This window comes from Microbulbifer sp. ARAS458-1 (assembly GCF_045348205.1).
Classification (GTDB): domain Bacteria; phylum Pseudomonadota; class Gammaproteobacteria; order Pseudomonadales; family Cellvibrionaceae; genus Microbulbifer.
In genome coordinates, this window is the sequence record NZ_CP155838.1 from 1993431 (window position 1) to 2016648 (window position 23218).

At 56.6% G+C, this 23218-nt stretch carries 13 protein-coding genes; 4 read left to right on the forward strand and 9 right to left on the reverse strand.

The window, feature by feature from the left end; all coding sequences use genetic code 11:
• The 3 genes from AAFH99_RS08235 (at position 1) to AAFH99_RS08245 (ending at position 5496) form a co-directional block, all read left to right on the forward strand.
• Positions 1 to 2358 carry a multiheme c-type cytochrome gene (locus AAFH99_RS08235; protein WP_406829151.1) on the forward strand — a complete coding sequence of 786 codons (2358 nt, stop codon included), beginning with the start codon at positions 1 to 3 and terminating at the stop codon, positions 2356 to 2358.
• 83 nt (positions 2359 to 2441) lie between these two features.
• Complete coding sequence (locus AAFH99_RS08240) at positions 2442 to 3941, forward strand: flavin-containing monooxygenase (RefSeq protein WP_406829152.1); 1500 nt, start codon at positions 2442 to 2444, stop codon at positions 3939 to 3941.
• A 58-nt stretch (positions 3942 to 3999) separates the two neighbouring features.
• On the forward strand, positions 4000 to 5496 hold the full coding sequence (locus AAFH99_RS08245) for a phospholipase D family protein (protein WP_043317098.1): 1497 nt from the start codon (positions 4000 to 4002) through the stop codon (positions 5494 to 5496).
• Positions 5497 to 5568: 72 nt separating this feature from the next.
• On the opposite strand, the gene AAFH99_RS08250 is transcribed toward AAFH99_RS08245, so the two are convergent.
• From AAFH99_RS08250 to AAFH99_RS08280, 7 genes are all read right to left on the reverse strand, one after another.
• Positions 5569 to 7557, reverse strand: a complete 1989-nt coding sequence (locus AAFH99_RS08250) for an alkyl/aryl-sulfatase (protein WP_043317096.1) — start codon at positions 7555 to 7557, stop codon at positions 5569 to 5571.
• A 49-nt stretch (positions 7558 to 7606) separates the two neighbouring features.
• A complete protein-coding gene (locus tag AAFH99_RS08255; RefSeq protein WP_406829153.1) occupies positions 7607 to 8905 on the reverse strand; it encodes an OmpP1/FadL family transporter in 1299 nt (432 codons plus the stop codon).
• Between the two features lie 81 nt (positions 8906 to 8986).
• Entirely contained in the window at positions 8987 to 9793 is an 807-nt protein-coding gene (locus AAFH99_RS08260) for a transporter (RefSeq protein WP_255875853.1), read from the reverse strand.
• A 194-nt stretch (positions 9794 to 9987) separates the two neighbouring features.
• Complete coding sequence (locus tag AAFH99_RS08265) at positions 9988 to 10878, reverse strand: DegV family protein (RefSeq protein ID WP_406829154.1); 891 nt, start codon at positions 10876 to 10878, stop codon at positions 9988 to 9990.
• A gap of 314 nt (positions 10879 to 11192) precedes the next feature.
• A complete protein-coding gene (locus AAFH99_RS08270; protein ID WP_406829155.1) occupies positions 11193 to 12101 on the reverse strand; it encodes a DUF4380 domain-containing protein in 909 nt (302 codons plus the stop codon).
• Positions 12102 to 12106: 5 nt separating this feature from the next.
• Complete coding sequence (locus AAFH99_RS08275) at positions 12107 to 14701, reverse strand: glycoside hydrolase family 3 protein (RefSeq protein WP_406829156.1); 2595 nt, start codon at positions 14699 to 14701, stop codon at positions 12107 to 12109.
• A gap of 187 nt (positions 14702 to 14888) precedes the next feature.
• Complete coding sequence (locus tag AAFH99_RS08280; RefSeq protein WP_043317084.1) at positions 14889 to 17411, reverse strand: TonB-dependent receptor; 2523 nt, start codon at positions 17409 to 17411, stop codon at positions 14889 to 14891.
• A gap of 307 nt (positions 17412 to 17718) precedes the next feature.
• On the opposite strand from AAFH99_RS08280, the gene AAFH99_RS08285 reads away from it, so the two are divergent.
• Positions 17719 to 18951 carry an AraC family transcriptional regulator gene (locus AAFH99_RS08285; protein WP_051686987.1) on the forward strand — a complete coding sequence of 411 codons (1233 nt, stop codon included), beginning with the start codon at positions 17719 to 17721 and terminating at the stop codon, positions 18949 to 18951.
• A 129-nt stretch (positions 18952 to 19080) separates the two neighbouring features.
• Here AAFH99_RS08285 and AAFH99_RS08290 read toward each other — a convergent pair whose 3' ends face one another.
• Together AAFH99_RS08290 and bglX are read right to left on the reverse strand one after the other, a co-directional pair.
• Complete coding sequence (locus AAFH99_RS08290) at positions 19081 to 20535, reverse strand: sugar porter family MFS transporter (RefSeq protein ID WP_406827466.1); 1455 nt, start codon at positions 20533 to 20535, stop codon at positions 19081 to 19083.
• Positions 20536 to 20818: 283 nt separating this feature from the next.
• Positions 20819 to 23146, reverse strand: a complete 2328-nt coding sequence (bglX, locus tag AAFH99_RS08295; protein ID WP_406827467.1) for a beta-glucosidase BglX — start codon at positions 23144 to 23146, stop codon at positions 20819 to 20821.
• Positions 23147 to 23218 lie beyond the last annotated feature (72 nt).

The following is a 23218-nucleotide window of genomic DNA, read 5'->3' on the forward strand; positions in this document are numbered from 1 at the left end:
ATGCGTCGCCTGTCCTGCCTTCTGTTTGCTGTCCTGCTGGTGAGCACTGTGAGTGCGTGTAGCAAAAATGGCGAGACGAAAGGCGTGGAGAGCGGTGTAGAGCCCGGTGTTGCGGTAGCATCTCTTCAGCAACCGGGCCGCGGCTCCGGCACTGGTGCGGACGTCACTACTCAGAAGGCTCGCGGGTTAGCCGCTAAGTCCCCGGGCCCTGACGGCCACCCAGATTATGTGGGTGTCGAGGTCTGTTCCGGCTGCCACCAGGCGGAATATCAGGATTGGCAGAAATCCCACCACGATCTCGCCATGAAGACCCCCAACGGTGAGACCGTTGTGGGGAATTTCGATAACGCAACTTTCGATTATTTCGGCACGGAGTCCCGTTTTTTTAAACGGGATGGCCAGTACTATGTGCGCACCGATAACGCGGAGGGTGAACTACAGGACTTCCCTGTGGCGTACACCTTTGGAGTATATCCACTGCAGCAATACCTGATCGAGTTTCCTGGGGGGCGGTTGCAGGCGCTAAGCCTGTCCTGGGATTCGCGCCCCAAACAACAAGGCGGCCAGCGCTGGTTTCACCTGTACCCGGATGAAGAAATCAAGGCGGGCGACCCACTTCACTGGACCGGTATCAACCAGAACTGGAACTTCCAGTGTGCAGACTGTCACTCTACCAACCTGCACAAGAATTATGATGCGAAATCCCAGAGCTTTTCCACTCAGTGGTCTGAGATCAATGTAGGCTGTGAAGCCTGCCACGGGCCGGGAGCAAAACATGTACAGTGGGCGGGATTGCCAGAAGAAGAGAAATCCGGCTGGAAAAACAGTGGTTTTGCCGTGAGCTATGGCGGACGGTTGCGGGCGCACTGGAAAATGGATGCCGAGACCGGAATCGCCCACATCGAAAACAAGGCAGTGAACACCCAGCAGGAGATTTCCACCTGCGCCCAGTGTCACTCCCGTCGCGGTACCCAGTATCCGGGAGTTCGCCCCCATGATAACTTCCTGGATTATTTCCACCCGGCGCTGCTGGATGAAAACCTGTACCACGCCGATGGCCAGATCAATGACGAAGTCTATGTGTGGGGGTCCTTCCTGCAGAGCAAAATGCACGGAGCCGGCGTCACCTGTAGCAATTGCCATAACCCTCACAGCCTGGAAACCCGTATACAAGGTAATGGTCTCTGCGCGCAGTGCCACTTGCCCTCAAAATTCGATACTGTAGATCATCATCTGCATTCTGAGGGCAGTGCGGGAGCGCAGTGTGTCAACTGCCATATGCCCACCAAAACTTATATGCAGGTGGATGCCCGCCGTGATCACAGTTTTCGCGTACCACGGCCGGACCTGTCGGACAAGATTGGTTCGCCCAATGCCTGTATCGGCTGTCACACTGAAAAATCCAATCAGTGGGCAGCGGAAGCTCTGCGGAAAAAATTTGGTGAACCTGAGCCTCATTTTGGTGAAATTCTGTTTGCGGCCCGGCAGGGATACCCCGGTGTCGATCAGCCGCTGCAGGCACTGGCTCTGGACGAATCACAGCCTGATATCGTGCGCGCTACGGCAGTGTCACTGTTGCCACGCTATCTATCCCGAGCCTCTGCGCAAATGTTGCAAGTCATCGCTCAGGGGGACGACGCACTCCTGCATCTTGGCCTCGCGCAAAGCCTCGATAATATTCCGCAGCAGGTGAGACCGGCACTGGCCATCCCGTTATTGTACGAAGACGACCGTGTGATTCGCGCGCTGGCCGCCAATACGATGGTGGGAGCACCCATGGATGCCTACCCGGCGGAAGTGGCAGAGCGTTTTCAGAAAGGGTTGCAGGAATATGAAGATACCGCCCGGTTCAATGGAGATCGTCCGGAAGCCCTGGTCAACCTGGCAGGTGTGCGATTGAGGGAAGGTAAAACCGCAGAAGCGGAGTCTCTGTTGAAGCAGGCGCGGTTGCTGGCACCTCATTATGTTCCAGCGGTTATCAATCTGGCGGACCTCTACCGCTCATCCAATCGCGAGCATGATAGTGAGGTGGTCTTGCGGGAGGCGCTGGTAAACGCCTACGAGAAAGCGCCCTTGCAGCATGCCCTGGGGCTGTCTCTGGTACGTCAGCAGAAATTGCCAGAAGCGATGCCTCTTTTGCAGGCTGCCGCCGATAGCGACGGTGCGCCGCCGCGCTATGCGTATGTCTACGGAATCGCGCTCAATTCCAATGGTGATAGCGCGGGGGCCATCACTTATCTGGAGCAGGCACTGCAGCGCTATCCGGGTGACCGGGAAATATTGTCCGCCTTGGTATCTCTGCACCGGGAGGCCGGAAATACGGAAATATCTGAGCAATATCAGTCCCTGATACAGTAAATTCACTACTGAGAAAAGCCTTGTCCTCCCCCGGCTAAATCTCGGTACACTGGCTGCACGAATTTTAATAAAAGCGACCGACCATGCGAGCACAGTATTACGATACCCTCATTGTGGGCGCCGGCCTGTCCGGTATTGGAACTGCATGTCACCTCAAGCAGCATTGCCCTGATCGCAAGTTCGCCATTCTTGAACGTCGCGACCGCCTCGGCGGCACCTGGGATCTGTTTCGCTACCCGGGAATCCGCTCGGACTCCGACATGTTCACCTTCGGCTTCAGCTTCCGCCCATGGAACGGTGACCAGGTACTTGCGGATGGCTCATCTATTCGCCAGTACCTGGGGGAAACCGCGCAGGCCTTTCAGGTGAACGATCATATCCACTATGGGATCAATCTGACTTCCGCCAGCTGGTGCAGCAGCGAGCAATGCTGGACCCTGAGCGGCATCTGCCACGGGAAACCGGTGACCTACAATTGTCGGGTTCTGATTTCCTGCGCCGGTTACTACGATTATGCGCAGGGCCACGCGCCGGAGTTTAGCGGAGTGGATCGTTATCAGGGAGAGGTGATTCATCCCCAGCATTGGCCAGAAGATCTGGAGTACGCCGGCAAAAAAGTACTGGTAATCGGTAGTGGCGCTACCGCCGTGACCCTGGTACCTGCGCTGGCGAAAAAGGCCGCGCATGTGATCATGCTACAGCGCTCCCCCACCTATATTTTGTCCATGCCAGGCCGCGATCGACTGCTGAGCCTGTTGAAGAGGTTTTTTCCCGAAAGAGCGGTTTTTGCTTTCGCCCGCTGGCGGAATCTGCGCTTGCACCGCCTGATGTTCAAAGCGGCAAAACGCTGGCCTGAAACCGTCCGGCGCCTGATATTGCGAGGGGTGCGCAAAGCGCTCAATGGGCACGCAGATATGCGCCACTTCACTCCCGAATATCAACCCTGGGACCAGCGGCTATGCGCGGTACCGGATGGCGACCTGTTTGAAGCGATCAAGGCTGGCCGGGCAACGGTTGTGACCGACACAGTCGACACTTTCACCACGAGTGGTATCCAGCTGAAATCTGGCAAGGTACTGGATGCGGATATTGTGGTGAGTGCTACCGGCCTCAGACTTCAGTTGCTTGGCGGCATGGCGTTGACCGTAGATGGCGAACATGTGGATATGCGCAATCGCCTGACGTACAAAGGGGTGTTGATGGAAGGCGTACCGAATATGGCCTGGGTATTCGGCTACACCAACGCCGCCTGGACACTGAAGTCCGATATCTCCGCAGGCTATATCTGTCGCCTGTTAAATCATCTGCAGGAACGTAAACTGGGTGTATTCATCCCCATCGACCGCGAGGGCTGTAAGGCGGAAGAATCGGTAATGGCTGCACTGCAGTCAGGATATGTGGAACGTGCCGATGAAATATTGCCGCGTCAGGGCACCCGTTACCCGTGGCGTTTGCTCAATGACTATGAGCGCGACAGAAAGATATTACTAAAGGGGGAGCTGGAAGATGAATTTCTCAATTTCTATCCACCACTGCGTGCCGGGGACCGGAAACTGGAGGCCACTGCTACGAACCCGGTGTGAGGGCGCTTTGAACCGGCTAGACTAGTCGGGAACCCCGGACTCTGCCGTGTCATCGCCTATGAGTGACTCCTCAACGACCAAATATGACGCCGGGCCGGATTCGTCGGCCCTGGACCCGGCACGAGGCACAGAGCTCGCTCGTGGCCTGCGTGAAGAAATCGCGTCTCACGACAAGGATCAATCCGGCTTTCACCTGGTACACGATGGTTTGTCGGCATTTGTCGCACGCGCGGCACTGGTCAAAGAAGCCGGTGTTTCCCTGGATCTGAAATATTACATATACAGTGACGATAGCTCGGGGCGAATCCTTACCGGTTTATTGCTGCAGGCCGCTGACCGTGGCGTGCGCGTTCGACTGTTGGTTGACGACCTTGGAACACGGGTCACCAATCCCTGGATTCTTGCGCTGGAGAGCCACCCCAATATGCAGATCCGGGTGTTCAACCCGGTAGAAGGCCGCAGTGGTTTTCGCCGTGGACTTGAGCAGCTTTTGAATTTTGGGCGCATAAACCACCGTATGCACAACAAGCTGTTGGTGTGTGATGGGCAGGTTGCCATTACCGGTGGGCGTAATATTGCCGATGGCTATTTTTCTAAAGCGGAAACCGAATTTCTCGATGTAGATATCGTTGCAGTAGGCGCTGTGGTGAAAGAGGCCTCAGATATTTTTGATGACTACTGGAACAGTGAAGTCGCGATTCCGGTAACGGAGCTGGCACTAGCCAATGATCAGACCTGTTCGCTGGATGGGTTAAGGGACCGCGTAAGCGACTATCTCGCGGGTGAGCGGGAATCGGAATTCAGCCGCGCGCTGGAAAAATCCGATCTGGCTGAAAAACTTAAAACCGGTGCCATTGAGTTTCTCTGGGGGAAGGGAACACTGTTTGCCGATCCTCCGCGAAAGGCCATTGACCGGGCGAGCGTCCCGGTGAGTGAGTATCCCGGCTCGAAACTGGAAAAAACGCTCAGACAGTGTCAGCAGAAAGTGCGTATCACCAATGCGTATCTGATTCCCGGTATACCCGGTGTGGATTTATTTTCCGCCCTGCAGAATGCCAAGGTACAGGTGGATATTCTGACCAATGCCCTTGCCACCAATGATGTAGCGGTGGTGCACGGCGCCTATTCTCGCTACCGCAAACCCCTGTTGCGCGCCGGTGTTAACCTGTGGGAATTACGCCCGGTAGCAGAACAGAAGCAGCGGTTGCACTGGTTCAAAGGCAAGTCCCGCGCAAGTCTGCATGCCAAAACCTTCGTATTGGATGATGACCGCTCGTTCGTCGGCTCGATCAATCTCGACAGCCGCTCGATTATCCAGAATACGGAAATTGGCGTGCTGATTGAAAACCGGCAAATCAATCGACAGTTGAACGAGTTATTTGATACCTGGACCGGGCCGGATGCAGCTTGGCAATTATCTCTGGATGAGGGGGGGGATATTCGCTGGACCGCAGAGAGCGAGAATCTGACGGTAACGCACGAGCCGGAGACCCGGTGGTGGCAACGGTTGCTGGCCCGCCTGCTGTCGCGACTACCGATAGAATCACAAATCTAGGTGGTTAAAAAGGGCCCGCCGGTAACACACCTGCGGGCCCGATTCGCAGAAAAATCGGTGATTCGCCAGCCCTCAGCTTTTGGGGCGTGGATTGGGGGTGGATATGTTCCACCAGAATTCAAACGTATCGAGCATACCCAGGAATTCCTTGAACTTGGCCCCATCTCCACCGAGCTTGGCAGAGCCGTCTTTGACTTTATCGTCAATTTTTGCAGTGCCCATGATTACATCATCCAGAGAGCTGCGGTTGATGGTCACTGTGGCATCGGGCTTGTCGACGGGAGGCCCGTAGTTCAAAACTCCATTTTCCAGCATCAGTGCGTAGTTGCCCTTGATATCGGGGAGTGAAATATTGAACGCCATTTTCTTACCAGCGGCTTTTGGCCCATTTAAACGAATACCAAGAAAGTCGAAAAACATTTCTATGGGCATATTGGCAATGGTATCCGGACTCGCAGTAACCGGTACTGGCAATTTCTTAACGCCTTCGCGGAGTTCTTTTGCACCACTGAGGAAAAAGTTTCTCCATGGTCCATTCTCCTGCTGGTATCCCATCTGCTCCAACGCGTCGGCGAGCAGATTTTTTGCCTTCTGATTCTCCGGCTGTGCGGAAACCAGATTATCCAGTACCTGCGCTACCCAGCGGTAGTTGCCAGCATCATAATCCTTTTGGGCTTTTTGCAGAACGCTGTCTGCACCGCCCATATATTCCACGAATTTTTTACCGGCTTCTGTGGGAGGGAGCGGGTACAAACGGGCCGGATTACCGTCGAAAAACCCCAGGTAGTAGTTCCATACGGCACGGGTATCGTGGCTGACGCTACCGTAGTAGCCGCGGTTTGCCCAGTATTGGGATAACTCCGGGGGGAGCTCCATCATCTCTGCGGTCTCGACCATGTTGAAGCCCTGGTTTGCCATCCGCAGGGTCTGGTCATTCAGATATTTGTACAGATCACGCTGTTTCTTTAGGTGATCAACCACATGCTCGTTGCCCCAGGTCGGCCAGTGGTGTGGCGCGAATAGTACTTCGGCCTTGTCTCCCCAGCGTTGTAACGATTCATTCAGGTAGTTGGCCCATGCTTTTGCGTTTCGAACCTTGGCGCCCCGGAGAGTGTACAGGTTGTGTAGAGTATGTGTGGCGTTCTCCGCCGCTGTCACTGCTTTCAGTTCGGGAATATAAAAATGCATTTCCGCCGGGGCTTCGGTTCCCGGGGCCATCAGGAACTCGAAAGTAAGCCCGTCTACCTTGATCTGCTGTCCTGTTTTGGTGACGGTATCCGTCGGCGGAATGATGGTAACGGTGCCCGGAGAAGTACCCAACCCCAGGCCAGTTCCCAGTGTCCCTTTTGGGTCTTTCGGCAAGAGATTGCCGTACATGTAAGACGCTCGGCGTCCCATGGTATTGCCGGCAAAGACATTTTCACTGACAGCCTCTTCGAGGAAACCCGCAGGCGCAATGATTTTAACCTTGCCGGATGTTACATCCGCCTCATCGACAATGCCGCGTACACCGCCATAGTGGTCAACATGGCTATGGGTGTAAATCACAGCAACCACAGGCTTGTTGCCGCGATGCTCTCGATACAGGTCGAGGGAGGCTTTTGCCGTCTCTGCGGAGATCAATGGATCCATAACGATAATCCCATTGTCACCCTCGATAAACGTGATATTTGAGAGGTCCGCACTCCTAACCTGATAAATTCTCGGTGTTACTTCGTAGAGTCCACCTTCTGAGAGCAATTGCAACTGCCGCCACAGGCTCGGGTTCACCGTATCAGGTGCCTCTTTCCCCTGAGCAAATGCGTAGGCGCTTAGGTCCCAAACTGTCTGTCCTTTGTCATCTTTGATGACTCCGTTGTCTGGTAGTGGAGCGATAAATCCTTTTTTAACGTCTTTGAAATCCTGTTTGTTGTTGAATGGAAGCTGTGACTGTACTGCCGCGTTGGATTTTTGGGTGGTTTCCGTTGCGGCGTTTTGTGCCATCGCGGAGGGAACTGCAAGTGCAGTTACGCAGACGCTTATAAGCAGGGTAAATGGCGGTTTTAATCTCGGAAATTTCATGTTTACTTCCTTGTTACTCTGAATGTTTCCTTCCGTTTCCACGCGCTATTCAGAATTCGAATTGCACGGACCCGCCAAGAAACTGCAGTGAGGTATCTTTGTAACTTCCCTCGAGCCTGGGGCTGAACGGCGGGCGGCCAGTCTGATCAATATCGATATCACCGGACCAGAGCATGGTGTAACCGATGTCCATGGTTACGCCGGGGCACAGCATTTTCCCGGCCCCCAGGCCAAACCGATAGGCTTTGCCTGTGACCAGATTGGCGGTGAGGTTGGAGTCGTTCTGCATGGAGTTGTCATAAGCGAAACCGGTGGACAGGTTCCACCCCTGCAGGAATCCTTGGGAAACAGTATGTCTCACTCCCAGGGCGAAATGACCGGTATCCTTGTATCCCTGGTCGACAAATACCGACAACTGATTCGGGTTGTCCAGTGCCAGTTCCATTCCGGCAAACTCGGACCAGTCCTGCCAGCCCAGGTTGGCGTACAGCGTTGTGGCCGGGCTAAGTTTTTGCTGCAGGCTCGCGGTTACCGTTGCCGGTACTGTCATATCGATTGTTGTACGAGCGCCATTGAGTCTTTCTACTGCCGGTTCAAGGATGGGGCCGAATCCACTCAAGCGGAGGTTGTCTTTGAAGGTAAGATCCACTTTCGAGGTATAGGTGATACCAAAGGTTGTAGATTCTACCGGACGGTAGATAATTCCAATGTTTCCGCCATACCCTACGTCGATATCTTCGTATTTGAGGTGGGCATCGTCGGGAAGAATCCCGGCTCGCGGCGCAGAAACATATTCAAAAAACGCGCCCATGATGTTAACGCCTGCGCCAATGGAAAGGCAGTCGTTAATTTTCCAGCTGAGCGAGGGGATCAGGCTCATTCCAATCAGGTCGGATTCCTGAACAAAACGTCGGCCGGCCCAGTCGTCGTTGTAATCCAGCCCTAGCCCGAAGTTTCCTGTCATGGCCAGGCCCCAGCCTAAACGGTCGGAGAAGACACCTGCTGCGTGGGCGCCACCACCGGGAAACCATTTCACCGGGTTGCCGCCGTCGTTGCCGGGCACATTGGTTTCTCCGCCATTGGTGAAGCCGACATCACCGTAGAGCGCCTGGCCCGCCACGCGCACTTCTGTGGTGTCGCGCCAAACAGTACCGGCCGGATTGGTGAATGCCGTGGCGGCGTCTTCTGGCATCGCTGCCCAGCCGGCACTTGCGGTACCCAGAGTAGGGGTGCCTATTTCCCATAGAAGAAGCCCGCCTGCGTGCGCCGGCGGCACAGCGGTCAATGCGATCATGAGTGGTAATGATCGCTTGCAGAGTGCTGCGATCAACGCACATTTGTGCTGCATAACCAGTTCCCTCTGGACTTGGAAGCGACGAAACGATAACGGGAATCCGCTTCGTCAGACGATTCGTGACATTCATTCAGTTTACTTGGGAAAGAGCATCACCCAGTTCAGTCGAAACCCCCAGTCGTGGCTGCCCCCTGTTGGGCTTTCCGCGTAGTAGCGCGGCCCAGCCTGTATCTGATAGGTCTGCTTCCCTACCTTGAATACTTTGGCCACCAGAAAATGTACGGGTACATTCCATTGCTCGGTTTCCCAGTTGTAAGTGGATTCGGTCTGCAATGTAAAAGTCCAGGAGGTAGGGGTGTTGTATGCAAGAAACGGTTGCACAAAGGTGTTGTTCACATCGGTGCGGTTGTCGTTCCCGGCAAAAGACCAGATGTGATTGGCGAGTGTTCCAATGGTCCAGGGGCCGGTCTGCTTGAGGACGACACCGGTTGGGCCCGCGCCCCATTTTTCGGTACCCAGTAGCGGCTCAGTACCTGTGGGCAATAGAAAGACCGGGCCCAGCCCCCAGGTAACTCCCCCGGCAGTGGGCTCCTTTGGCGAGAAAAACAGGCTTTGGGTGGTATCGCCGAGGCCGGTCTGATCGCCGCTCCCGGGGAAAATATCTTCCTGGTTCATCACTGGAAGGATGGTGCGACTGATCAGGTTCCATTCCTCATTGATGGAAACCGGAATCACTGGCTGGATATTCAAGGTGTATTTCCGTCCGCCATCCACCGGGCCGACGCGGTTGTCCCAGTTGTTCTGGAACGGGACGCTGATCAGGTCGGAAACCGGGTTACTGAGCTTTTTGGCGAGGTCGGCGTCGCCGCGGGTATCGCTGCTGACGAGCGATGTAAGTGTGGCCGCAATGAATACGAGCGATGGGGCGAAACCGCGGTACATCTTAGTCACCAATCTCGGTCAGTTGTAAAACAGCTTTTCTCAGTCTAGATGTAGCGGGCAATAATTGTTTTCGTGTGTCGCGATGGACCACTACGGAATGGAAATTGATGACTGAGTGGCGTTATCGACAGCGATTACCGAGCAATAGACGCCACGCAGCGGCAGGAAATCAGTAGAAAGCGTTGGGCGGCGGTTTACTTGGCGGCAATGGCCAATGCTACGGTGCCAGGCCCCAGGTTGATTCCCCCGGACAGGCTCATCACCGAGCGATAAACCTTTACTCTGTGTTTTGCTGCGGTTTCGAGGAAGGACTTGAAACCCGGTATATTATCCAACTGTTCCAGTGGCCCCGCGATACTGACCACCACAGCGGGCATCAACAGTGCGTTGGCGGCCATCTTTTCTTCGGCGATCTGAAACAGACGGTGGGTACTGCCATCGAAAGTTTTCACCGTATCGGCTACGGCGGAGCCCTGGTAGGTCATTGAAATGATCGGGTGCAGATCCAGTGAGCGCGCCATAAAGGCCTTCAACCAGCTTACGCTTTTTTCGTTTTTCTGCCGACCGCGTTCACGGAGGTAGTACACATCCTGGATTGCGGCGTAGCCGGCAATCTTGCGGCCGAATTCCTCGGTGCGGGATTTTACCTGGACACCAGTGAGACCTTTCTGGATAAGCGACAGGGTGTAAAGGGCCAGCAAACCCTGCCCGGAAAACAGGGTATGTGAATCGACGGTATGAATCTCAACAGCATCGCCGCTCAGTCTTTTCGCGACTGCGACCGCGTTGGCGTATGTGGGGCTGTTGGCAGCGTTGATGGTCTGGATGACGATGTCCGTGTGGCCCTGGCGGATCAGTTTACTGATCACCTCTTCGATTTCCGGTTCGCCGGTGGGACCGGAATTGACGACTCGGGAGCGGTCGACCAGCGAGCGGGAATAGAAATGGCTCATTTGCGCAGGGTTGCGCTGATCGCCAAACGCGTCTTTTCCCACGCTGACACGGTGTGGCAAGACGGGAACACCGTATTTGCGCAGGAATTCGTCCGGTAAATCACAGCCGGAATCGACGACTAACTGAACCATTGCGGGGTACCTCTTATTGTTTGGTCCGTTGCCGAAGGCAATTGGTCGCCAAATTTAGCACTTCGTCACAATTTCGCACAGTTTGCGGGGTACAAAGTACTTGACTATTTGTGACTGACTGGTTCGCGGGTCTGGTCTGTGAGGGATTGTTTTTGAGGCGGGGCGAATTTCAGCGCGGCGTTCGGAGGCCGTTTCAACAACACACTTTATGCGTAGAAAAAAGCCGCGGATGTCCGCGGCAGAAGCTACTCAGGATGTCGAGATGACGAGGAGAGTAAATCGATACAGCCCTTCTGGGGCCGCCATGGGTGCGTTCAGTTGTGGGAGAACTCTCTGACCTGATTGCGAACAAAGTCCAGCAGCGCGGGTGAACCGGTGTGTACCGCGAGCGCTTCCGGTACCGGCACCACCAGCCAGTTCACTGTCCAGGACAAGGCTTCTTCCTGTCGGAGCTGGTGTGCTGCACTCTGCACCTCCAGTTCCAGATAGGGAGATTCACCGCTCAGATAGAGTTCGATATCCCCTTCTCCCGTGGCCATCTCTGCGGCGGCCACAGGAGGGTAGACTTTGAGATAGAGCAGTTGATCTACCACGTAGGCCAGCCAGCCCTCACTGCCATTGGCGATGACCTTACCTTCGACCAATGGCGCATCTTCGTTGAGAGGAAGCCAGAGGGTGTCTTTGTCCAGGGTGTAGGCCACTTCTCCACGCACGGTTTTGACCGTGTCGGCGTTGACCGGGGCAAATGCCAGCCCGCGGTTGGGAACGCGGGTAATCTCCCAGGCTGCGACTTCCGGAAAATCCTGTTCGGCATCGATCCGGTAATGCACGGCGATATGCTGGTCGCTTTCCACCGATACGGTTTTATACACCTTGGCTCCGGCACCGGGAGCACTGGCGAGGCTCGCGGAATCATCCCCCTGGGTAATGACGGAATAGGGTTGGTGATCGTGCTCGGGCACCGGTGGCCACTGCCACAGGGATTGCGGGCTGAGCCAGAAGGTGGAGCCGAAGTTGTTGCCGCTGGGCCTGGCCAGCGACAACAGATCTTTTTCTCCGTACCGAAGTTCCGTGATCCTGCCGCCGTAGGCGGGATCCAGTACCAGTGAGAGCTTGTCCTTGCTGAGCTGGATACCGGAGGGCTCCGCGCCGGCGCTTGCGGCTGTCAGCGCGGCAGCGAGTCCCACGATGAATGGCAGATTTCCGATGCGTTTTTGCAGCATGGCGCTCAGCTCCCGCAGCGAATCTGTGCCTGTTCTGCCGCGCCGGGGACAAACTTGATGTTGGCCACAGCCATGGCCAGTTTGCCCTCACTGTGCAGAGACAGGCCCTGGGAAACTTTCGAGAAATCCGCCCCGGCCTTGGCAAAGCATTGCAGGTCGATGGTGACCTGGGACCAGTCCCCTTGCGGCAGCGCCTGAAGTGTACTTTGCAGGGGCAGAGCACCATTGCATGCTTCACCGGCGCAGGAAATTTGCGCGAATACCGGCGCTACCGGCGCTTCATCGATGCGGATGTCCATGGTGAGTGCGGCACCTTCATTCAGGTAACGGCTGAGGTCCTGGGGCTTCTGGGTTTCCAGTACCACGCTACCGGCGCGCAGTCCTTTCCAGGTGAGGGCACGGGCATCTTCCTGAGACAGCATATCGATGGAGGCCACGGTGATATTGTCATCGGCGCTGCTGGCGAGGTTGCCGCTGACCCAGACCGGATCCTGTTCGCCGTCGGCAATAAACAGTTTCCACGGTGCCTGTGGGCGCGAGACCATCAGCCAGGCGTCTTCCAGTGCACCATCTACGTAGGACTCACCATCTTCGTTGAGATTGTTGGCCAGTTGCACATCGCTGGCGTAGTCGAGACCGTAGCCATAGCTGAACAGTGGCGCATATTCTTCGTCGTCACGGTTGATAACGGTCTGGTGTACCAGCTCCGGCCAGCTGAATGAGAGGCGGCCGGTGAAGTCGTAGCGCTTGTTGCCCTCGGCATCGGTCAGCAGCACATCGGCAACCCCGGCGCCTTCCGAGCCCGGCAGCCAGGCCGCCACGAAGGCATCCGACAGGTTCAGCTCTTTGTTGACCCACAGGGGACGGCCGGACAGGAAAACACTGACGACCGGAATATTTTGCGCTTTGATTTTCTGCAGCAATTCCTGATCCTGTTTACTGCCCAGCTGGAATTCGATGCTGGCCAGGTCCCCGTGCCACTCGGCGTAGGGATCTTCGCCAAATACCACGATGGCCACGTCGGGCTTCTCGCCGGCAAAGTCTTCTGGTGCCAGCGCGCCATCTTCTCTCAAGACAACCTGGCCACCGGCGGCGTCCACCGCCTGTTTGATACCGGTATAAATGGAGGTGGCACCGGGGAAGTCTTCGGCGGTGTTGCCGGTTCCCTGCCAGGAGATAGTCCAGCCGCCGCTCTGTTTGGAGATGTTGTCGGCACCGTCACCGGCCACCAGAATTTTCTGACGCGCATCCACCGGCAGCAGTTGATCATTGTTTTTGAGCAATACCAGGGACTTGCGCACGGCCTCGCGGGCGATGGCACGGTGCTCCGGACTGCCGAGAATACCGTTTTTACCCGCCAGCGGACGATCCCGCTCAAACAGCCCCGCGCGGATTTTTACCCGCAGGATACGGCTGACCGCATCGTCGATGCGGCTCATGGGAATCTCCCCACTCTTGACCTGGGCGAGGGTGTTTTCCAACAGGGCCTTCCACTCGGAAGTGATCATGAACATATCCAGGCCGGCATTGACCGCCGCGGCACAACTGTCGATGGAGCAGCCATCCACGAAGCGGTGGCCGTTCCAGTCGCCCACCACAAAGCCGTCAAACCCGAGGCGCTCTTTGAGTACGTCGGTGAGCAGGTATTTATGTCCGTGCAGGCGCTTGCCATTCCAGCTGTTGAAAGAGGCCATCACCGATTGCACACCGGATTCCAGGGCGGTGAAGTAGCCGGCCGCGTGAATCTCGGCCAGTTCTTTCTCACTCACTTGTGTGTCACCGCGGTCGATGCCGCGGGTTGTACCGCCGTCACCGACAAAATGTTTTGCCGCGGAAACCAGGTGGCGGCCATCGAGAAACTCTTCAGACGTTTTATCGCCCTGGATGCCCTTGATCATCTCCCGGGCGTAAGCGGCGACAATTTCCGGATCTTCGGAGTAGCTTTCAAAAGTGCGGCCCCAGCGGTCGTCGCGCACCACGGCGATGGTTGGGGCGAAGGTCCAGTCCACGCCTGTTACCGCCACTTCGCGGGCGGTGGCTTCGCCAATGCGGCGGATTAGTTCCGGATCCCGCGCGGCGCCCAAGCCAATGTTGTGCGGGAACAGGGTCGCACCGATCACATTGTTATGGCCGTGGACCGCGTCACTGCCCCAGATGATCGGAATCGCAACGCCGCCGTCAGAGGTGTCCATGGACGCGGCAAAGTAGGCGTCGGCCAGCTGTCGCCAATCGTCGGGTGTGGCGAATTTGTCGTTGTTCGGGAAGGTACCACCGCCGTTGAGAATGGAGCCGATATGGTATTTTTTGACTTCTTCCGGCGTGATGGATTTGATTTCTGCCTGCATCATCTGGCCGACTTTTTCTTCCAGTGTCATCTGAGACAGCAGGTCGGCAATACGGGCTTCGAGTTGTTCGTCTTTGGGGAAAGCCGGCGCCAGTTTGGGCCAGTTTTCCAGGGAATACTGTTCGGTTTGTATCGGCTGATTTTCCGTTGCCTGCGGTGAATGGGTGGCGTTATCGGAGCTGTTTTCAGGCTCGCTGCAGGCAGTAAGGGCCGTTGCCAGCATGATGCTTGCTGACAGGGATTTCAGGTAAGACATGGGCACTCCGTAACGGATCCGGTGCGGAACGTCGCTAATTCAAAAAAGGCGGGGGCCTTGAGAAAGGGTGATCAAGGCCCCCGCAATCACTACATGTGAAACGTGTGTTTCTTACACGTCGAGAGAGCAGGGAGTCATGAACCGGGCTCGCCGCGCAATAAAAGCGAGCCCGGAGTACAGCAACCGCTTAGAAATTCACCTTGAAGCGCGCGCCATAGGTGCGCGGCAGGTTGGTGAATCTAATATTGTTGCCGTGATCAATGATTCCCTTATTAGAGACGGTTATGTCGGTCAAATTGGCCCCATAAAGTTCAACGCGGTATTTACCGGAGTTATCGGTGAAGCCAATACCGGCATCTACATTCACGTATCCATCTACGTGGTCCGCGTAATCTGGATCGCTACCGATCACGGTTTCACCGTCTACCAGATCGTAGTCGGTGTTGTTCCAGATGCTCAGGTAGTAATCACTGCGGTACATGGCGGAAACAGACCAGTCGAAGGTACCGGCGGAGGTATCCAGCTGTTGAGACAGAGCCATGGTCATGGTGAATTCCGAAGCCTGCGGCAAGCGCTTGCCGGAAATATCCACGATCGGCAGGTCGGTACCCCAGCCCTGGCGGGTATCCGCCATGGTGCCTTCCTTGATTTCCGCATTGAGCCACAGGGCGGTCATATCCAGCATCAGGTCGGCCGGCAGCAGGAATTTGCTTTCCAGTTCCAGACCGGTGATTTCGGAGTCCGCGATATTGCGGTTTTGCAGGGAGCTCGCGCCCTCATCGTCTGCAGTGGCCACAATCATCTGGAACACCTGGTCGGTGTAGTCGTAGAAGAACGCGGAAGCATTCAGTCGGGTGGGCACATTACCCAGGGTGAGTTCGTTCTTGCTGCCCACTTCATACATCACCAGTTTTTCCGGTGCGTAGGGGACTGCGATCAGGTCGCCATTGGGGTCCACCAGGCTGTCGTTGAAGCCGCCGGACTTGTGACCGGAGGCAACACTGGCAAACAGCATATTGTCTTCGGTCAGCTGGTAGGTACCGCCGATTCGGAAGTCGACATAGTCTTCCTCGTAGGAGCCTTCCTGCTGTTGCGGGCCATAGTAGCCACCTTCCATGTCGGAACCAAAGGCGCAGCTGTCGCTGTCCTGCAGGCACACGGCGATTTCATCGAAGTTGTCGTCGACGCCGAAGCTTTTGATGCCGGACAGCAGATAGCTCAGTGCATCGATCTTGCTCAGGTCATACTCGTCGCGGGCGAGCCCGTCATAGACGAAACCGGGGCTACCCCAGCGGATGGATTCGGGGCGGTTCTCTCCGGCCCAGAAACCAAAGCCGTAGTTGCCACCGGTACCGTAGCGGTATTTCTCTTCCTCGGTGCGGCGAATACCGGCAAAACCGGTCAGCTGTTCCGTGAAGTCATAGGAGACATCGGCGTACACCGCGAGGGAGGAACCATCCACATCGGGCATGACCCATTCAGTGGCGTTGTACCAGTTTTCGATTCCGGCAACATCGGTGAGGCTCATCAGGCCCGCTTGCTGGTCTTCGTCGAACTGGAAGATGCCCGCGGTCCAGGACAGTGCGCCGTCGCCGTTGGAGAAGAAGCGCAGCTCGTTGACCACAGACTCGGACTGGGTGTCCCAGTACTGGGTGCTGTAGTTCTCCTGGTTGACGTCATCGTGACCAGGGTAGTAAACGCCGTCGTTAGAGGCGTTGGTCTGCTTGAAATCCAGGTCCCGGTAGCTGCTGGACAGCTCGACAGAGAAGCCGTCAAAGGCGTGGGTCAGCACGGCCATAATGCCGGTGTGGGTGGAATCCAGGTCCCCCTCGGTGCCGCGATAGAGCACCGCACGTGGGTCGTCCAGGTCATCGAAATCGTAGCCCGACTGCAGCGCCTGCTTGATCTGGGCGCCGGGGTAGCCGGTGCCGCCTTCCTGAGTCTGGTCGGCCACCACGTACAGGGTGGTGTCCTCGCCCACTTCCCACAGAGCCGAGAGACGGAAGGACTGGACGTCTTCACTGCCGGCGGCATCCAGTGCGCTGTTGGCGCTGGCGTTGCTGAAGTAGGGGTCGTGTTGCTCGGTGTAACCGGCGAGGCGCAGGGCGAAGGTATCGGTGACCGGCAGATTCACGGAACCGCGGGCGCCGAAGTTGTTGAAGTTGCCAGCGGAGACTTCAAGGTCCGCACTGGTGTCGTCTAGGTCCGGACGGTTGGCCACAATGTTGAGGGTACCGGCGGTGGCGTTGCGTCCGCGCAGGGTGCCCTGGGGGCCTTTCTTCACTTCGACCCGGGCAATATCGTAGAACATGGCGCCAACACCGCGGGGGCGCGGAATGTACACGCCGTTGAGGTGAGTGGCGGCGGCCGGATCGCCCAGCTCGGTATTGTTACTGGAACCTACACCGCGGATGTAGATTTCCATGTTGCCTTCCTGATCGGCAATATTGAGGCCGGGAACCACGTTTTGCAGGTTCTGGAAGTTGGTACCTACACCGAGTCGGTCGAGGCTGTCCTGATCGAAGGACTGGGCGACACCGGCGACGCTTTGCAAGGTCTGCTCGCGGCGTTCAACGGTGACTACCACTTCCTCCAGGGCTTGTGACGTTGTAGCTTCTTCGTCGGATTGGGCTAGAACCCCGTTGCTGATGAACCCAGCCAGAACTGCGGTCACAGCCACAGCCAGTTGATCTCGCTTGAATCGCACCATCGCTGGCACTCCTTTTTTATGTTTGTGATTATTTCTTGGTCGTCAGATTGAGTACTTCTCAGTCTCCCGAGAATACTGACGGCTGAGCGCGCTGCGAGTCGTCTCACTTAGGACATTTGCACAAAATTGAACGTCCAAATACCGGGTATGCATAAAGTCTTACGTTGATTATGGCGCCATTCTGGCTGTTATTTAAACATTCTGGTAGTCTCCCCTCAAAATACTGCGGTTGCCTCCTGGGCTTATGGGACAATCGCCTCTGCCTTAAAAAGCAGACAATAACAATACCGAGAGAAGCGCCCCTCCGATGGATATCCTTCTGTTTAACGTCCACGACATCGTCCTGATGATGACGAGTTACCAGTGCCTGCTATTCGCATTGCTGCTAACGGCGGTACGCAGTGAGCAAAAATTCAGCTTCCTGTTGTTGGCCGCATTTCTGGTCACCCAGGCCATGATCCCGATGGATACGCTGATCAGCTATGGGGCCGGTGTGCGCCAATGGGCGATCGATACCTCGCCGAATCTGTTTTATGTGTTCGGCTTCGCCTACTGGCTGGAGGGGCCGGTACTGCTGTGGTACACCCGCTCGCTGATCTATAAGAACTACCGTCCGGCCCGTTCGGATCTGGTGTATCTGCTGCCATTTCTCGGTTACGCCCTGTACGAGTATTTCACCTATTTCCGCTTCGATAGCGCCACCAAAATTGCCATGCTGGAGGGGTATACCCCCTACGGGGAAACCCTGGTGAACCTGATTATCGGCTTTGGCCGGGAGTCATTGCGCCTGCTGTTCGGGGTCTTCTGTCTAATCGAAATTCGCAACTGTCGGCGCCAGATGCGCGATACCTACTCCAATGTGGAGCGCATCGATTTCAAATGGCTGCTGATTCTGGTGTGGGGCTTTGTGCTGCTGCGTGGTTGGGCGGTGCTGGTCAATGTTGCCCTGACTCTGGCTGCACAAACCGACGTGCCGGTGGATTTCCGGATCATGGGGCTGGCCAGCAATTACACGGTATTTATCCTGATCAGCGCGATGATCTTCTTCAGCCTCAGCTATGCGTCCATGTTCGAGGGGATCGATCGCAAGCAGGACGGGGGCGAGGCGCTTGTTCCAGACAACGATGCGGGGGAGATAGCGGAAGAGGTCAAGCCGGTGGTGGACACCGCGTTGGCGGATCGTATCGCCGGATTTATGGAGTCAGAAAAGCCTTACCTGGAACCCTCGCTTACCCTGGAGCAGTTGGCCAGCAAGCTGGACGTGCCCAAACGCAGCGTATCCAGCACCATCAACCGCCATTTTGAGCGGAATTTCTTTGAGTTCGTTAATCAGTATCGGATTGAAGAGGCTAAAAACAAGCTGGGTGACCCGGACTGCGCGGATCTCACGGTCATGGATATCCTGCTGGACAGTGGCTTCAACACTAAGGCCACATTCAATGCTTTCTTCAAGAAACTGGTGGGTATGACACCGACGGAATACCGCAAGAACGCGCTCCGCGGGCAGAGCCTGCCGGAAAAAACTGCATCCGTGCAGTGATAAGGTGGCTTCCGTGCCGATTCAGCCAAGGTGTCATCCAGTGTTGGATGGAGGGAGATAAAGCTGTCGATTGCGTAATCAGAGACCCGCTGCCCGAATACCCGTGCAGCGGGTTTTTTGGGATGCGGATTAGCCGCGCATCTGTTCCAGTTCCAAGCCCTTGGTCTCGTGCACCATGTACAGTACGAAAGCCACCGAAAGCAGGGCGAACAGGGTGTAGATGCCGTAGGCACCTGCCAGGCCGATGCCGGTCAGCATGATCGGGAAGGTCATGGTGATGGCAAAGTTGGCCACCCACTGCGCCAGACCGGAAACCGCCAGGCCGGAACCGCGGATCTGGTTGGGGAACATTTCACCGAGCATGGTCCACATGGCCGGGCCCCAGGAACCGTTGAAGAAGAACACGTAGGCATTGGCCGCGATCAGTGCCAGCAGGCCCATGCTCTGGGAAAGCTGCAATTTGCCGTCTACCAGGGAAGAATTTGCGAAAGCAAAGGCCACCAGCCCAAGAGTGACCGCCATGCCGATGGAGCCCATCAGTAGCAGCGGTTTGCGGCCGATCTTGTCGATCAATGTCATGGTGATCAAGCAGGCCGCGATACTCACACCCCCGGAGATGATGTTGATCAGCAGCGCGTCGGACTCGGAGAAACCGACCGCCTGCCAAAGTACAGCGCCGTAATAGAAGACGACGTTGATCCCCACCAATTGCTGGAAAACCGCCAGGCCGATACCCACCCACACGATCTTGCGCACCTTACCGGCCCGTTGACCGGCACTTTCCAGCAGGTCTGACATACGCGGGCGGTGATCAGTAGCAACGGACTGGTGAATGCTGTCCAGTTTTTCGCTCACTGCGGCTTCGCCGTACAGTTTGCTCAGGACTTCGCGGGCACGGGCCGTCTGCTTCGATAGCACCAAGTAGCGCGGGCTTTCCGGAATCAGCAGCAGGGCCAGGAAGAAAAGGGTCGCGGGGGCAATTTCGATCCAGAACATCCAGCGCCAGGCGGTAAAGCCCATCCACCATTCGTTCACGGCTGAGCCGGCGGTATTGGCCAGCCAATAATTGCTGATAAATGCCGCGAACAGGCCGGAAATAATGGCGATCTGGTTGATCGTGATAAGGCGCCCACGAATCGCCGCCGGGGCGATCTCACTGATATAGGCCGGCGACATAACGCTGGCGGCACCCACGGCCAGCCCCCCAATGATTCGATAAATCACGAACTCCTGCGAACTGGTGGCGATACCAGAACCCCATGCGCTTAAAATAAAAAATACGGCGGAAATCAGCAGTAGGGTTTTGCGCCCCCAGCGGTCGGCCAGGCGCCCGGCAAAAAAGGCACCCACCGCACAGCCCAGCAACATGGAGGCCACATTGAAACCGGTACCCGCGGTATTGGAGTTGAATGCCTGCTGCAGTCCGGTGACGGTGCCGTTGATTACGCCACTGTCGAAACCGAACAGAAAACCACCGATTGTGGCGACACCACAGATCAGCACGATAAAGGGGAGGGGAGGGGCGTCTTGATGGCTCTGGGCGGTGCCCTGAATACCATCGACGGAGTTCTCAATCGCTTGCATAGGTTACTTCCTGCATTTTTTATTTTCGGTGATCGGGTAGCTGGTATCCGCCCGAGTCTGTGAGTAAGTGGTTGTTCTTGTAATCGATGCACCCGCAATGGGGCAGTCTTAATAGTGACGTGTGGGTGGCGTAAAAGCGTCCTACTTTAGGAAAATACCTAAAGTTGGACGCCACTGGAGATCCCCATCCGTCCCAGTTTACGCAGCACGCCGGCAATCGGTGGGACGACCGGTGGGACGGAGGGAGCAACCTGTGAGACGTAGCCTGTTTAGGGGGGTAGCGTCAGCGCAGGGTGAAACCACTTTCCAGACCCGACTGGGCATCGGGCGCTACCCACAAGCGGAATTCGCCGGGCTCGATGACTTGCTCCATCTGGGCGTTGTGAAAGGCCAGATCCTCGGCAGTCAGATGGAACTGGACCCGTCGTGATTCCCCCGGGGCGAGGGTGACCCGCTCGAACCCTTTCAGTTCACGTACCGGGCGCGACACGCTGCCCACCAGATCGCGCACGTACAGCTGAGCGGTTTCGGTGGCGGTCGTCCTGCCGCTGTTGGTGATGGTGGCGGAAATACTGAGCTGGCCATTGGCATCCAGAGTGGTGCTGGACACTTGCAGGTCGGAATATTCAAACTCACTGTAGGTTAATCCGTAGCCGAACGGGAACAGGGGCTTGTGCCCGTAGTCCAGCAGGTTGGAGGAGTTACCCGGCTGGTGCTGGAACACCTCGCGTTCAATCTTCTCGATGCGGGTATAGTTATCATCGGTGGCCGGACGCCCTGTTGCCAGGTGGTTGTAGTAGATGGGAATCTGACCTGCACCCACCGGCCAGGTGAGTGGCAGACGGCCGGAGGGCGAGGTTTCGCCATAGAGCACATCGGCCAGTGCCGGCCCGGCCATGGTGCCCGGGTGCCAGGCCATCATCACTGCATCGGCCTGTTCCAGGGTGTCATCCAACTGCAGTGGACGGCCCGCCATCAATACCATGGCCAGGGGCTTGCCCGTCTCGGCCAGGGCCGCCACCAGTTCGGCCTGGGCACCGGGCAGGCGGATATCGCCGCGGCTGTGGCCTTCGCCGGAAAGAATGGACTCCTCACCACCCACGTACAGGATGACGTCGGCTTTCCGGGCCGCTTTGACGGCCGCTTTGAAGCCGCGGGTGCTCATGTCACGGCTGTAATCGAGACCCGCTGCATAGAGGATCTCTCCTTCGTCCCCGACCATCGCGCGCAAAGCGGGTAGCAGGGTGCGGGAGTGTTTCTTGTCACCGTTGTAAATCCAGGTGCCCAGCTGTTCATGGGGGGCTTCTGCCAGTGGACCGATGACCGCAACGGTCTGCCCTTTCTTCAGCGGCAGTACTTTTTTGTCATTCTTCAGAAGTACGAAGGTCTCTTTGGCGGCCTCTTTGGCTGCGTCCAGGAACTGCGCGCTGCGGATGATCTGTTCGCGCTCGGCCTCGGATTGCGCGCGGGGGTAGGGGTGGTTCCACAGGTCCAGGCGCAGTTTTACCCGCAGGATATTGGCAACGGCGGTATCCAGCTGTGCTTCCGAGAACTTCCCTTCATCCATCAGTTGCGGCAGGAATTTCTCATAGGTATCTGTGTGCATTTCCATATCGATGCCGGCGTTGGCGGCGAGATTGGCCGCGTGCCTGGCGTTGCGGGCGAAGCCATGGGGCACCATTTCCATGACCGCATTCCAGTCGCTCACCACGAAACCGTCAAAACCCCATTCGTCGCGGAGGATCTGTTTGAACAGGAAGGGGCTGCCGGTGCCGGGTACATCGTTAAGGGTACTGTAGGTACTCATGATGCTCTGCATGCCCGCATCGATACCCGCCTTGAACGGTGGCAGGTAGATATCGCGCAGCAGGCGTTCGGGAATATAGGCGCTGTTGTAGTCGCGACCTCCCTCTGCCGCACCGTAGCCGGCGAAGTGTTTACCACAGGCTGCGAGGCTGGTGGGGTCGGCGAGGTTACTGGTCTGGAAGCCTTCCACCATGGCCACACCCAGAATGGAGGTGAGTAACGGGTCTTCCCCAAGGGTTTCGGCAATCCGGCCCCAGCGCGGGTCGCGGCTGATGTCAATCATCGGGGCAAAGGTCCAGCGGATACCGTCGGCGCTGGCCTCCTGAGCGGCGATGCGGGCGCCGTTTTTGATCAGTTCCGGATTCCAGCTGGCGGCCTGGCCAAGGGGGATGGGAAAGATGGTTTCATAACCGTGGATCACGTCCTGGCCGAATAGCAGAGGAATACCGAGGGGGCTTTCTTCCACCGCAATGCGTTGCAGTTCTTCAAACGCATTCTTGTCCACAGCGCTGAAGTTCACGTTCAGGAATCCACTTACGCGCCCCTCGCGCACCGCCTGCTTGATTGACTTCATGTCCGAAGCACCAAAGGTGCCCCAGTCGCGCAGGGCCAGCTGACCGATTTTTTCGTGAATGGACATTTGCGCCAGCAGATGCTCGATCTGGGACTCGATGTCTTCCTGTTGCAGCATCTGCTGCCTGGGGGTGCTGAAATTCGAGGTCTCGTTGGCGGCCTGCAGGGGCAGGGTGGCCGCGAGAGAAAGAAGCCCGGCCATAACGCCGACAGTAAGTGGGTGCTTTTTCATGGTGCTCACTCTAGTAAATCTGATTTCGGGTACTGCTATGCCGGCATCGATTCGCTTGTGCGCCACTTTTCT